Raw genomic sequence first — 13,275 nt, forward strand, 5'->3', positions numbered from 1 at the left:
GCACTGGCTCCCAAAACGGGAGCCACCTTAAGATTGATCGATCTTCGATCTCCGAAGGAGAGATCGAAGGATCGATCGAGCCCGTGCCGGGCGGGACGGCGATGCCGCCCGCCACGGGCCGGGACGAGCGCCTGGCAGCCGAGGTGCGCACGGTGATCCGGCGGCTGGACTGGGCGCGGTGGAAGCGGGAGAAGAACAAGCCGGGCTTCGTGCTCAACCGTGGCGACGTGAACGCGATCCAGGCGGCGATGTGCGCGGCGATCACCAGCGGCAAGGTCACGCTGGCCGAGGCCACGGAGATCGCGTGCCTGGCGCTGCCCGAGGCCAACGGCGTGGTCTACCTGGTCAGGGCGTTCGGGCCGAAACTCGACGAGTGGGTGCAGCGCATCCAGGCCGAGCCGCTGGAGCAGGACACCCTGCCGTGGCGGGGCCAGTCCACCCCGTCCGGCAATGATCACCAGGGCAGCGTTGCTGGCCCTGAGCGGCCCGCTGACGGCCTCGCCGGTGCTGCGGAGGGTGGTAACTCGCGGGACCGGGTCCTGTCGGCCGGAGAGGCCGAAGTAGAGCGGTTGCTGGCGATGGGGGAGTCCGGAGCTGATCGTGCCGACCAGCTCCTCGGCACTCGCGACTGGCGTGCGCCGGAACGCGGCGACGCGGGCGCGTTGGAGTACGTGCAGGTCATCGTCCCGGCAGCGGCGCGGCAGTTCATCGAGGCCCGCCGGGACGCCCTGCTCGCCGCGGTGTCGGCGGCCCACGCCCAGTAGCCGCAGTTCCTGCCCCGTCACGCCTGTGCCGCCCAGCTCGAAAGGCCTGCTCACCATGGCTAAGACCACCGCTGCTTCAACGTCGTCCGCCACGACGGTGCTCGACGTGTTCGCCGAGGCCGAGGACCCCGTCAGCCGCGACACCCGCAGGCAGGAGCTGATCCTGCTGGCGATGATGCTCAAGACGCCGCTGGCGATGTCGCGCACGGTGCTGGAGCTGCCCCCCGAGTACTTCACCGGCCTGCGCCACCAGGAGGTGTGGGAGTACCTGGTCCAGCGCGCCGAGGCCGGCCTGGACGCCGACGTGCCCGCGGTGGCCTGGCACCTGCGCGACCGGCCCGGCGCCGAGGAGTTCGTCGCGTCGCTGGCCGACCTGAGCCTGTCGCTGCTGCCCGGCTCCCCCGAAACCCTGGTCGACATCATCGCCGAGGGGCACCGGCACCGCGCTACCGAGCAGGTGCTCACCGCCTCCTACCAGAGCCTGCGCAACGGCGACGTCGACCGCGCGATCGAGATGCTGGGCTCGATCGACACCAGCGTCGGCACGATCGACCGGCCCTCGACGCTGCTCGACGCCTGGGAGCAGGCCCAGCAGGAAGCCGAGCTCGGCCTGACCGTGGTGCCCTCGCCCTGGCCCAAGCTCAACGCCGAACACCTCGGCGGCGGCTGGCGCGGCCGAGGGTGCTACTTCCTCGCGGGTATGCCCGGCGCGGGTAAAACCGTTGCGCTGCAATGCATCGCGGCCGACGCCGCCGAACGCGAGTACAACGTCGGGGTGTACAGCCTGGAGATGGTGCGGTCCGACCTGTCCCGGCGGTTCCTGTCGACGGCCGCGCGCGTGCCGATGAGCGAGATGATGCGGCCCAAGCTGGACCTGCTCGCCGAGACGCGCGACGCCGTCAACGCTGCCCTGGCCCGCATCGGCCGGCGTGTGCACATCCGCGACCCCCGGATGACCGCCGCCCAGCTGCGCGCCCAGGCCCGCGTCGACGTCAAGCGGCACGGTTGCCAGCTGCTCGCCATCGACTACGTCCAGCTCATCAAGGCCGACGACCCGCGCCTGCCCGAGCGCGAGCGCATCGAGTACGTGGTGGGCGAGCTGGACGACATGGCGAAAGAACTCGGCGTTCCGGTGGTCGCCCTGGTCCAGCCCAACCGCGGTGCCGCCCTCGCGGAGCGGAAACTGCAGATGACCGACATGTACGGCTCCGGCGCGCTGGAGCGGTTCGGCTCGGCGGTCATCCTGCTCAACAAAGTGTTCGACGAGGACGAGCAGGGCAAGCCGATCCCGAGCGGCCTGGTGGACTTCGACCTCGACAAGAACCGCTTCGGCCCGACCGGCAGCGTGCGCATGGTCGCCGACTTCGGCCGTCAGCGTTTCGAGGAAGTGTGACCACGGCCAACGTCTCGTGGCGGTTTCCCTTATACGGCAACGACAACGACACGTGGAGGCCCTGATGCCTGACCAGTCACACGAACCTCCGGCCCGCCGCCCCCGGCCCGCCCTGGCCGATCTCAGCCGTGGCGGACGCTACGGCCGGCACGTCAGGGCATCGGAGCCGGAGGACCACGACTTGCAGCGCCGGATCTCCGCCATCTTCGCGGCCGAGCCGGGAGCACGTGAAGCCGCGTTGCGGTTACTCGAATACGCGCCCCAGCCCGGTCGGATCGGCGTCGACGACTGGAACAGGCCGCTGCGCGCCGACGAGGTCGCCGAAATCTGGGGCGTGCCGATGGAGGGCGTGAACACCAGGCGGGAGTGGCTGGAACGCGCCGACGAGATCTGCCGGGCATGGGGACGGCCCCTGTTCGGTCCCGGCGGCCTGCTTCCAGACCGCACGCTCGACGAGGCCGGCGGACCAGCGACCACTCCTTAGCACCACCTGTCGTGATGGTTGCGCAGGCGACTCCAAGACGCCTGCGCTGGTCCGTTTCAGGGAGCCGCGGGGGCAGACGATGGAGGCGACGAAGTGGACGTTGCACTGGGTGCGGTCGAGCGCGTCTGGATCACGCGTGGTTCGCCTTTGACACAGCTGTCGATGAAGTAGTCCTTGGACAGCTGTCGCCACTCCGGACTGCTGAACGAGCCGTTTTGCTCGTGGGGCGCGCCGTCCGGGACGAACACGGAGTAGTGCTGGTCGCAGATCTCTCTGGTGGTCTCCTTGTTCTCGTTGATCAGAGCGAAGTGCGCGTCGGCGCCCTTCTCGGCGACCTCGCGCAGGTGCTTGTACTTCTCCTCGACGGTGAGATTCGCGCCGCATCCTGCCAACCCGAGGGCGAGGCTTGCCAGCAGAAGTGGAATAACGGAAAGTGCTCTCATAGGCACGAAGCGTAACGACACGCCTGGTGAGCCCACATGGCCAGGCCCGCCACCTTGAAGGGCCCGCTGTTCCGCCAGGAAATCGCCGCCGCGCCGCAGGCTCGATAAGCCTTCTTGCCCTCTTGACCAGCAGCGACACGGCCAACCAGGTTATTGCTGGAATTTCCTGGAACACTGGTATGGTGTGGTTATGGGCAACTCGCTAGACGTGCTCGAAGCGGAGATGGCGGACCTGCGTACGCGGGTCCGTGCCGCGCTCGCGGACGAGCAGACGAACCGCGCGTTCGCACTGCGCGCCGAGCTGCTCCGCGCGGAACGGGCCTGGCATGCCCTGGTCCAGGTCGAAGACGTCCCCGTGATGCCGCCAGCCTCGGCGGGCAGGGGAGCGGCCACCGCTCTTCGTGACCGTGTCCACCAGGTGCTGACGCTGCTCACGGTGCCCGCCGCACCACGGCTGATCGACCAGGTGTGCCGGGGCCTGTGGGGTGTCGAGCTGGGCGTGGCAACCAGCCTGCTCCGCGACGAGAAACGCTCCTGGCGATCCGCGCCGGACGGCCGCGCGTTCTACATCGCGCCGACTCTGCACCACAGCACCCTGCGCCCGGTGCGTGCCCTGCTGACCGTGAGCACGTGGCCGCTGGAGCAGCGGATCACCGGCCCTATGTCGCCGCTGCTGCACCGCCTGGTCGTGGCGGCCCGCGTCGCCGAAGCGCTCGGTCGCCTCGACGTCGCGCCGACCGGCCAGGCCGAGCTGCTGACTCAGCTGGCCACCGACATTCCCGGCGCGCTGCCCCCCGGACACACCGGCCAGCCGAACCCGCAACAGGTGCAGGACGCGGCCGAGCTGGCGCTGCGCAACCACGACTCCCAGACGGCCGCCGACGCCCTGATCCGCAGAGAAGCGGCGCTGCGCCTGGAGAAGCTCACCGCCGCCGAGCGACTGTTCGGCGAGGGCGCGATGCCCGACGAGCCGCCCGCCCAGCACACACCCTGACAAGCAAAAACCCCGGCCAGTGCAGCCACACCGACCGGGGCAGGACACACAGAATGGGGTTCTCCATGTCCTTCACCACCCATCCTACGGTCACCGGTCGAGGGCGGTCATGACCAGCGGCGAGACCTGGGCCGACCTGATCGGCCGCGGTGAGCTGACCGCCGTGCTGCGCGAGGCCGGCCAGACCGACACCGGCGTGCTGCTCGACGTCTACGCCCTGGTCGAGGAGTTCGCCCCCGCTGACCGCCGGGAGTCCATGCTCAACAAGGTCAAGGCCGTGGGGCGTGCCGCGCGCAAGACCGAGATCCGGCTGGCCAAAGAGGCAGGCGCCACCGCACCTGCAGCCGCACCCGCGCCTCGGCCCGGTCCCGCGACTCCCGACGCCGCAACGTCGGCCCCGGCCTCCATGGTCGAGCAGCACGTCGCCCCGGCCGCCCCGGCCGCCGCAGCATCCCGGCGTACCGCCAGGCCCGCGCGCTTCCGCGACCGGCACAGCGCGGTCGACGAGCTGCGCGCCTTCGCCGACTCGGTGCGCGCGGAGCTGACCCTGCGCGCCAAGCGTGAGCAGCGGCCGGTCCCCGAAATCTCCGACGACGAGATGGCCGCGGGCCTGGACGCCTGGCACCACGCCTTGCAGGTCGAGGGCGACCCGCTGCGGTACGTGTCGTGGACCGGCTGGACCGCGATGTGCCTGGCGATGTGGCTGGCCGACCGCTACCCCAAGATCAGCCGCCCCGTGCCGATCTCGCCCGACTCGCGGGTGTGGGAGCTGTCCAAGGCCGCGCACATGGCGTTGCGGTTCGGCTGGCTGGACACGGAACTCCCGCCCGAGCCCGGCCGCCTGGTCGTCGAGCTGGACGTCAATGCCCAGTACCTCGCCGCCATGTCCAGCGCATTGCTCGGCGACGGCGATCCGATCGAGCTGGACGTCGACCAGCTCGCCGGGTGGGAGCTGCTGGACCTGGTCAAGATCCCCGGCTACCTCGTGCTCGGTTCGGCACCGGACGTGTCCGGACTGCCCTCGCACGCCCGCGCGGTCTTCGCACGCCTGGTCCCCGGCTCGACCCTGCCCACCCCGCTCGCCTCCTACCTCGCGCGCGACCACGGCATCGTCCTGGACGTGGCCGAGGCGGTCGTGTGGCACACCGTCGAGGTGCTCGACCCGCGCACCCGCAAGACGACGAGCCAGGCCGCCTACGGCAAGCGCTGCGCGCGGTGGGCCAAGACCGTGGAACAGGGCCGGACCACCCTCATGACCGCAGGCGCCGGCCAACCCGATACCCACCCCGCGCAGATCGCCCTGCTGCCGCTCAAGCGCTTGTACTCCCAGTTCATCGCGCTGCTGCGCTCCCCGGCCTACAACGTCGACTCCCGCACCCGCAAGCCGACCGGATGGCTGCGCCCGGACTGGTACGACATGATCATCGCCACCGCCAACGCCAACGCCCTGCGCGCACTCGACAAGCTCACCACCGCCGGGTGGACCGTGCACGGCGGCCTGCGCGACTCCGTCTGGATCACCGTTGACGCCCTGGCCACCGTCAACGGCGTCACCGTGCCCTACCTGCGCGACACCACCACCGGCACCCTGACGCCCCTGACCGCCATCGAGATCAGCACGCGGCCCGGCCGGTGGAAGATCAGCCGCGCCGTGCGGATCACCGACGACCTGCTCACCACCTACCGCCGACGTCGGCCGAAGACCTGGCGCGAGGCGCTCCAGGCCGCCGAACACCAGGGAGCCGCCGCATGAAGTTCGAAGACCTGGTCAACGACCTCGCCCGAGCCGAAGCCGCACGGCTCATCGCCACCGCCACCACCGACGCCCAGGCCGAGGCCGACGAGATCCGCGCCGAGGCCGACGCCCGCGCCGCACACGCCATCGCCACCTACGAAGCCACCCTCACCGAGGCCCTCGCGCAGATCGGCGACCATGCCGACGCCGTACACGTCATCCGCGAGCACCACGGCCGCGGTGCTGCTTCCTGGATCGCCGCCCACGAGGGCAAGGCGGCCAGCACCGCCCGCCGGTGGCTCGGTGCCCACCCGCCGGCCTCGCGCGTCGGCGCCGTGATCGAGCTGGCCCGCGCGCTGGTCCGCCAGGACCTCGACGCCGAGTTCGAGTCCGCCCAGACCGCACGCGAGCTGGAGACCGAACAGCAGATCGCCGCCACCGTCGCCGACGCCATCGCCCAGGCCGAGGCCTCCGCCCAGGCCGCCGGCCCCGCTCTTGCCGCCCAGGCGCTGCGCGGCAAGACCCACGCCTCGATCGGCGCCGGCATCCCCGTCGCCTACGGCGGTGGTACCGACGGCACCCGCGACATCCACGAGGCCGAGATCGACGGCGACGTCCTGGCCGACCTGCTCGAAGCCGGAGACCTCGACGGCGCCGCCGAGGAGTTCGCGGAGCAGATCATGGCCGACTACGGCGACCTCGCCGGAACCCTCGACATCACCGACTTCCCCAACGGCATCAACCTGAACTGACCCGCGCCACCGGTCCCCCCGGCCCTGAAATACCCCCCGCGCGACGGCCACTCCGGCCCGAGCACAGCAACGGAGGAACACCTCATGGCCAGCCCAGAAGAGATCGCCGCCGATCTGCGGTGTTCTGCCCGGCATGATCGAAGGCCCGTCCCGGCAACGCCGGGACGGGCCTTGTTCGTGTTTGTGCTGCAGCTCGCCGCGGCGCCTTGATTAACATCGCGGTCAGGCCGCGGGTGGGCTTCGTTGATGGGTTGTTGTCGTTGTCTGGCTTGCTCACATGGTCAGCACGGTGGTGGCTGGCTCCTTCTCGATCATCGGCGCAGGTGCCGATGTCGTCGGGATCCTCAAGGAGCGATCGTCCACTGTGGGCACGTCGTAGTGGGGATGAAGCTTGCGCGCTATCGGGTCGTTCGTTGCGGGGGTGAGCGCTCCTGCCACCAGCAGCGCGGACACGATGCTGGACATGAGCGTTTTCAGCAGGCGTGCGCGGCGAGCTCGTCGCGCACGACGGGCGTGCCGAGTGGGAACCCCGGGGCGCTTGGTGAGGTAGACAGGTTTCTCGTCCGACGAGGCTTCCGTCTTCGAGACCGCCGCCTTCTCCCGTAAGAAATCACGAGCCGCGGCCACTTGCGCTGCGGTCGGTCGAGGCGGTCGGGATGAGCGTGCCGGGCGAGGTGAGGGGTCGGGCCGCCCCTGCGCGCGTTCGCGAGGCTCCTGCGGTTCCGCCGGCGAGGCGCTGACAGCCGGGGGGCCGGCAGCTGGCACGGCGGAGGCTGCCGGCGAGGCACTTGCTGCCGGTGACGTGTTGGTAGCCGGCGAAGTGCTGGCTACCGGTGCGGCGTTGGCGGTGCTTTTCGCTGCCTGCTGCTCGAAGCGAAGGGTTCTCCAGATAGCCATCACGCGCTCGATTTGCGGTGGCAGGAGCCCGCAGGCAGCCATCAGGCCTCCGATGTACTTCGGTTTCGTCGGGAGCGTCGTGGTCTTCTCGCTGAACATCCGGTAGGTCGAGCTCACCGGGATTCCCGTGATCTTGGCCAGCTGGTGGGCGTTGAGGCCGGAGCGGTCTTGTACCAGCCGGAGCAGCCTCATGAAGTCCGCGACGTTCGTGGCTGTCAGCTCCCAGTCTGCGGTACCGACCAGAGGTTGATGCCGCGGTGGTCCTGGCGCAGGGCGGCGTGGCAGGCCGGCACCCGTCATGCCCGCCGTGTTGGGCGGCGGAGCCGGGCGTCGCACAGGCGGAGGGGGTGGAGCCGGGCGTCGCACAGGCGGAGGGGGTGGAGCCGGGCGTCGCACAGGCGAAGCAGGAGGTGGAGCTGCCCGCTGGGCGACACCGGCGTGCGCGTGCGGGTCTTGCTGGCCGGTCGCGAAGAAGGAGCTGGGTCCGTTCACGAGCGCGTAGACCTGGCTGAGCTTCGCTACGCGCTCGGGGGGAACGTTGCCGTTGGTCAGGGACATCATGTACGTGTGCCAGCCCAGGAGGTGGTCGGCCTTGATCGCTTCCTGCACGGCCTGTGCGACACGTGCCTGGCCGTCGCGGGAGAACTCCTTGAGCACCTCGACGAGGTTGCTGTGAAAGTTCTTGATCGCCGTCGTCTTCTGCTCCTCGGCACGGCGTCGAGTGCGTACGCGGAGAGGCTGGTCTGACGCTCCTCCGTGCTTGGCGATCAACTCGGCCACGGTCTGCTGCTCGTTCACCGCAGTGCCGCCTCGATGCGCTCCACGTCGTCCTGCGCCAGGCGCAGACGCCTGAGCCCGCGCACCGCGCGTCCCCACGGGGTTTTCGTGATCACCATCGTCCCGGCGATGATCGAGAAAGTGATCATCGCGGCCTGGTGCCAGGGGTAGCCCTGGGCCATCAGCCAGCCGGTGAAACCGAGCGCGAGCGTGAGCACGAGCACGAGGGGGTAGGTAAGAGCAGCTCGTGCGGGGTCCGATGGGGGACTCCCGATTCGATGCACGAGCCGGTCGTTCGGGGACAAGCGCACTCTCCTTGCCGTCAGCTGCTTGCCGGAGCGGGCTGCGCCCGTGAAGGTCCGCAACCCGTCCGAAGAAAATTGGTCCAGTCATTTGAGGAAAACGTGCCGCAAGTGATGACGAGTAGTTGGCGCTACTCGCCGGTGCGGCCCAGGATGATCTTGTTCTATTCGCTGCCCTTCTGAAGGTGACGATCAGACTGCCGCACGGGGTCACGGTTACGCAACTCGGCTGACGCCGAACTATTGCCCTGGTCAGCCCATGATCGGATGTATGGCGTGATGCTGGCTTTCCAATTCGTTCCCAATTCTTCCAAGAGCTTCCAGAACACTTGCAAAAGCCTCCATACTCTCTAATTGGAAGCCCAAATAGGTGACAGCGCCCGAGGGCTCATGATCGCCTGCGTGGCGACCGGATAGGCGTATAGCGGCAGGTAGGCGACTTCCAAACTGGCCACAGCCGATGTCAAGGGTGCGAATATTCCTGTTGTGAGAGGAATCGCTAGGTGGCCCGCTCTCCGGGCATCGCTGCTACGTTGTACGAGCCGTCACCCGGTTGGGAGACGTGCACCCGATGCCATAGCTGTTGGTCCAGTCATGCGCAATGGGGAAGCGAGCGGACTCTTGTTGGCGCAAGAACCGCCCAGGTCAAGCCCTCCAGTTAAGTAAGACTGGAGGGCTTGCGGTTTACATGGGACGCACAAGGAGACATTGCCTTCTGCTGCGGCGAGCCCAAGCACCCTGGTGCCGCCACCCCAGGATATTCGGTGGTCAGGCGCTGCTGAGATCGCGCCGATCCCGGCGGGCACGTTCTCGGCGCAGGCGCCGCGGGTGCGCGAGGAGTTCCGCCAGCTGCCCGAGCCGGCCTTCGGGCTCCGTGTTCGCCTCGCTCCTGATCCCCTCGAACTTGTCGACCGTCGCCTCCTCCACGATCGGCATCCCCTCGCTGAGCTCTATCGGTGTGGGGCGACCCGCCGTGCCTGCCGGAGGTCGTCTCGGCCTCCTCGAGGTTCGTCACGCCGCCCGCGAGCCTGCCGCGGTGCGCAGACACGACTCGCCGCCGTGGTCCTCGGCGCCCCGCGAACGCGTAGAGCGCCGCCGACCAGCTTGTTCGTGACGTGCCGACCGACGAGGCCCCGGTGTGCTCAGCGCGTGAACAGCTGCGGCACGACCAGCGTGACCACGACGATCAGCATCGTGTAGAGAACGACCACCAGCACACCCTTGATCGAGATCGCGAAGCGGCGCTCGACCAGCCTCTTGATCCGCTTCCCGATGGTCTTGCCCGGCGGCAGCGACACCGGCAGCGTCTCGAACCGCGACGCGGGTGCCGACGTTGCTTGTGCCGGTGCGTCAGGATGTGGCTGAGGTCGTGCTGCGCGGTGTTCATTCCGGCCGGACCGCAGCCGGCGCCACTGCTCCAGCCAGAAGCTCGCGTCCATCGCCGACCCGCCGCAGCCGGTGACGAAGTACCCGATCTGCTCCGCGCGGGCTGGCAGCACGACGCGCTGCGGCTTGACCATGTTGTGCGCGGTCGTGCGGGGCAGCTTGCCGTCGGTCCTGCGTTCGATCATGCGAAACGACGTGCCGGTGGCGCGCTGCATCTGCCGCAGGCCGTCGAGGAACTCCTCAACGCTGCCAAAGGTGCGCTCGGGCGCGGTCAGCCGCCGGGCGCCCGGCGGGGCGTCCTGCGGCCCCCACTTCATCGACTCGATTCCTGGCTGATGTATCCGCACCGTCGCACGCCGCGGACGGTTGACGTGATCGTCCCGTGACACGGGACTGCTCGGCTTCGACGACATGACGATGGCCAACTCGCTGTTCCGCACTCACCCCCGGCTCCGCAGGCGATCCCCGCTGTGTCGCCCGCGAGCGGGCTGACAGGCGAGAAGAACGGTGGCCACGGCCCCGGCTGCGGCGAGTTCGACGATCCGCCGGGACACGCCGGTCGCTGGCAACGCGACGACACCGGCGAACAGCGCGCTCGCGGCGAGCACTCGGGCAACGGGGACTGCAACCCCGCGGCGCCATCTCGGTGGCGTCAGCAGAGCAAGAGGCACGGGAACGGTCTCCAGACTGTGGCTTGGACTTGAACGGATCACGGATCGTCCGGGCAGAAGGCCTGAGCACGGCGGCTGGCGCACCACCGTCGGCTGGTCGCTCTCCCCGTCGAGCGTCTACCGGACCAGACCCATCCTGCCCGTATCGGTGACTCGGATCGGACATATGTGCGTCCGAATTTGCCCGCTGAGACGTCCCACCTCGTCCCGATCTGGGCCCCAGGTCGCCGCTCGCCGTTGGAAGATGCCTTTCCAAACGACGATGAGCAGGACAAACAGTTGGGACAGGCCCGTCCCACATCGTCCTGCCGCCCTGCATCGAGCGTCTGGATCTTTTAGGGTTGTACTGCCGGTGATGAGGGAGCAATGCCGCCGGCGGTCATCCCGACGAGCGTGTCCTGTGGCTTGGACGTCTCCGGGTTAGGTGGTGCCCCTTTGCTGGCGCGGTGGGGCACCGCCCCATCAACCGCGCTTGATTGCGCGCACCGCACCCGATCACGCCGTGCTGCCTCTGCAGTACTTGTCGCATCAGCTTGCTGTGGCGCCTTGAGCCACGTCATGTGCACGAGCCCGGCTCCCCTTGCGGAGCATGATCCCGCGTGTGGAGCCCCTCGATCCTCAGCGCCGATTCGTGTGGCGCTGTTCCTCTCGCGCACTCTGCTTGATCCCCGCTCGTTCATTCGAGTGCAATCAACCTCAGCCCAAGCGTTTCCGCTTGGGCTGTTGTGTATGGTTGCCATGTGCGAGCGAAACCGCTCGGGCATAGGAGGGAAGTGCATGGGTCAGCCGATGGATCGGCAACCGTACACGCTGGCGCAGTTCGCGCGCCGGGCCGGGATCTCCGAGGGCCGCGCGCGGGGCATGTTCGCCGAGACGCCGTCGAAGTTGCCGCGCCCGAACGGCCATGACGCCGGTGGCCGGCCGTTCTGGTGGGCTTCGACCATCGACGCGTGGTGTGCCCGCACGGGCCGGGCGGTCAGCTCGGAGTCGCTGTGGCTGTACCGGGCGCCGACGGCCACGAGCCCGGCGGCCGAGCTGCAGCGCGGTGTGGTGCGCTTCGGCCGGCGGGACAAGGCGATGTACGTGATCGTGTGGGACACCGAGCACGGCCACGTCATCTATCTGCAGCCGCTGGGGGATCAGGGCGGTGACCACAAGGACCGGCTCGCCCGCTACGCCGCCGAGCTGATCGAGCCGCGCTGGTGGGCCGATGCCGTCGTGATGATGCCGCTGGAGCAGCAGTTGTCCGCGCACCTGCGCCAGCGTGCCCCGGAGGCCTACGTCTACCAGCTGGTCACCACCGGCGACGACGCCGACGAGCAGGCCGACACCGGCATGTTCAGGGGCTTTCGCCGCTGGATCCAGCGCAGCGTCCCCGACCTCGCCGGTACCGCCGAGCCGAGAGCGAACTGGGTGGGGCAGATGGATATCGCCGAGATCGCCGCGGTGCTGGGCCGTCCGATCCCGCTGTGGGTCGACGACACCGACACGGTGGACAACGCCGAGCAGACCCTGTCCTACGACCGCACGTTCACCTGCCCGGACACCGTCACCGCCTGGCCCGCGGTGCAGGCCCGCCTCGAGCGCGCGCTCGAGCACGACCTGCCCGGTGAGTTCCCCACCGCGTGGGCGGCGCTGGCCGTCGACGCCGCCGAGGGGTTGGGCACGGTGCGCGCCGCGCACGAGCGGCTGCCCGACACCGGTGAGGGCTGGTACCTGGTGTGCCGCCCGGTCCGCCCGGCCCCACCGATCGAGCTGGAGCAGCGCCTCACCGGCGCCCGGCTGGTCACCGACACCGACCTGGTCGGCACCGAGCTCGCCGAGCTGCGCGCCATCGAGGCCGACTTGGATGTCGACGACCCGCGCGGCGAGGCCTACGCCGAGGCGATCGAGTTGCTGCGCTGGCAGCTCAAGGCCGCGGCCAAGATGGCCGGCACGATCAGCGACGCCTCCGGCGACTACGTGCCGGTCGCCGACGACGGCTACGCCTCCTACTCCGCCCCCTGGGGCGGTCCCGTGGTCGACGCCTGGCGCAAGACCCTGACCCCGGTCGACGTCGCGGCCGCGCTGCGGCTGCGCCGGGTGCACCGCGTGCTGGGCGAGCACCGCCTCGACAGCGTCCGCGAGGCCTACCGCGACCCGAACGGCCGCTACGTCCTGGTCGCCGAGCTGACCCACGACTCGTTCTGGAGCTTCGCCGAGTGGCCGGTTTCGCTGGACCAGGTCAGCGAATGGACCGACCAGACCGTGCTCGCCGGCGACGCCGAGCTCGGCACCACCACCACCACGCTGCTCGCGCTCACACCCACCGCCGACGGCCAGATGCGCGTCGACCCGGTACCGCTGCTGCCCGGCGGACACCGCGACGCATTCGGCTACGGCTACGGCGGCGGCACCCCGGCCACCACCTACCGCGCACTGCTGCGCGTCGCCCTAGGCGACGACCCCGCCAACGCCCACGCCTACGGCGCGGCCCTGCGCTCCGGCGACACCACCAGCCAGCTGTGGACCGCGATCTCCACCACCAAGGGCCCGCTGCGCCTGTCCTGGCCCCAGCTGCGGCTGTGGGCCCGCGCCGATCGCAAACGCGCCGCCGAACTCGACACCGACCGCTGACCCACCAGAAAGCGATGCTCGCGTGCGGACAAGGCGCGCGAGCATCGCCTTCACCCCAAGC

12 protein-coding genes are annotated in these 13,275 nt (G+C 69.5%); 7 read left to right on the forward strand and 5 right to left on the reverse strand.

All coding sequences use genetic code 11. The annotated features are described in order from the left end of the window. Nucleotides 1–83: 83 nt before the first annotated feature. The 3 genes from ACZ7CF_RS41950 (at nucleotide 84) to ACZ7CF_RS41960 (ending at nucleotide 2,641) form a co-directional block, all read left to right on the forward strand. Nucleotides 84–764 carry a hypothetical protein gene (locus ACZ7CF_RS41950; protein ID WP_470372524.1) on the forward strand — a complete coding sequence of 227 codons (681 nt, stop codon included), beginning with the start codon at nucleotides 84–86 and terminating at the stop codon, nucleotides 762–764. Between the two features lie 55 nt (nucleotides 765–819). Beyond that, nucleotides 820–2,157, forward strand: coding sequence for a DnaB-like helicase C-terminal domain-containing protein (locus ACZ7CF_RS41955; protein WP_470372525.1), 1,338 nt, complete (start codon nucleotides 820–822; stop codon nucleotides 2,155–2,157). Nucleotides 2,158–2,221: 64 nt separating this feature from the next. Continuing rightward, nucleotides 2,222–2,641: a hypothetical protein gene (locus ACZ7CF_RS41960; RefSeq protein WP_470372526.1), complete on the forward strand. Its 420-nt coding sequence runs from the start codon at nucleotides 2,222–2,224 to the stop codon at nucleotides 2,639–2,641. 56 nt (nucleotides 2,642–2,697) lie between these two features. Here ACZ7CF_RS41960 and ACZ7CF_RS41965 read toward each other — a convergent pair whose 3' ends face one another. After that, nucleotides 2,698–3,084 carry a hypothetical protein gene (locus ACZ7CF_RS41965; RefSeq protein ID WP_470372527.1) on the reverse strand — a complete coding sequence of 129 codons (387 nt, stop codon included), beginning with the start codon at nucleotides 3,082–3,084 and terminating at the stop codon, nucleotides 2,698–2,700. A 190-nt stretch (nucleotides 3,085–3,274) separates the two neighbouring features. On the opposite strand from ACZ7CF_RS41965, the gene ACZ7CF_RS41970 reads away from it, so the two are divergent. From ACZ7CF_RS41970 to ACZ7CF_RS41980, 3 genes are all read left to right on the forward strand, one after another. Beyond that, complete coding sequence (locus tag ACZ7CF_RS41970; protein ID WP_470372528.1) at nucleotides 3,275–4,078, forward strand: hypothetical protein; 804 nt, start codon at nucleotides 3,275–3,277, stop codon at nucleotides 4,076–4,078. 109 nt (nucleotides 4,079–4,187) lie between these two features. Then, complete coding sequence (locus ACZ7CF_RS41975) at nucleotides 4,188–5,831, forward strand: hypothetical protein (RefSeq protein WP_470372529.1); 1,644 nt, start codon at nucleotides 4,188–4,190, stop codon at nucleotides 5,829–5,831. Beyond that, nucleotides 5,828–6,565, forward strand: coding sequence for a hypothetical protein (locus tag ACZ7CF_RS41980; protein WP_470372530.1), 738 nt, complete (start codon nucleotides 5,828–5,830; stop codon nucleotides 6,563–6,565). The genes ACZ7CF_RS41975 and ACZ7CF_RS41980 overlap by 4 nt, the downstream gene beginning before the upstream one ends. Before the next feature lie 273 nt (nucleotides 6,566–6,838). Here the strand turns inward: ACZ7CF_RS41980 and ACZ7CF_RS41985 are convergent, their stop codons facing one another. From ACZ7CF_RS41985 to ACZ7CF_RS42000, 4 genes are all read right to left on the reverse strand, one after another. Beyond that, a complete protein-coding gene (locus ACZ7CF_RS41985) occupies nucleotides 6,839–8,260 on the reverse strand; it encodes a hypothetical protein (protein ID WP_470372531.1) in 1,422 nt (473 codons plus the stop codon). Further along, nucleotides 8,257–8,463, reverse strand: a complete 207-nt coding sequence (locus ACZ7CF_RS41990) for a hypothetical protein (protein WP_470372532.1) — start codon at nucleotides 8,461–8,463, stop codon at nucleotides 8,257–8,259. Before ACZ7CF_RS41990 ends, ACZ7CF_RS41985 begins: the two co-directional genes overlap by 4 nt. 846 nt (nucleotides 8,464–9,309) lie before the next feature. After that, nucleotides 9,310–9,477: a hypothetical protein gene (locus tag ACZ7CF_RS41995; RefSeq protein WP_470372533.1), complete on the reverse strand. Its 168-nt coding sequence runs from the start codon at nucleotides 9,475–9,477 to the stop codon at nucleotides 9,310–9,312. A 206-nt stretch (nucleotides 9,478–9,683) separates the two neighbouring features. Next, complete coding sequence (locus ACZ7CF_RS42000; RefSeq protein ID WP_470372534.1) at nucleotides 9,684–10,244, reverse strand: hypothetical protein; 561 nt, start codon at nucleotides 10,242–10,244, stop codon at nucleotides 9,684–9,686. A gap of 1,143 nt (nucleotides 10,245–11,387) precedes the next feature. Here ACZ7CF_RS42000 and ACZ7CF_RS42005 point away from each other — a divergent pair. Then, entirely contained in the window at nucleotides 11,388–13,214 is a 1,827-nt protein-coding gene (locus ACZ7CF_RS42005) for a hypothetical protein (protein ID WP_470372535.1), read from the forward strand. Nucleotides 13,215–13,275 lie beyond the last annotated feature (61 nt).

This window comes from Lentzea sp. NPDC036955 (assembly GCF_055608005.1).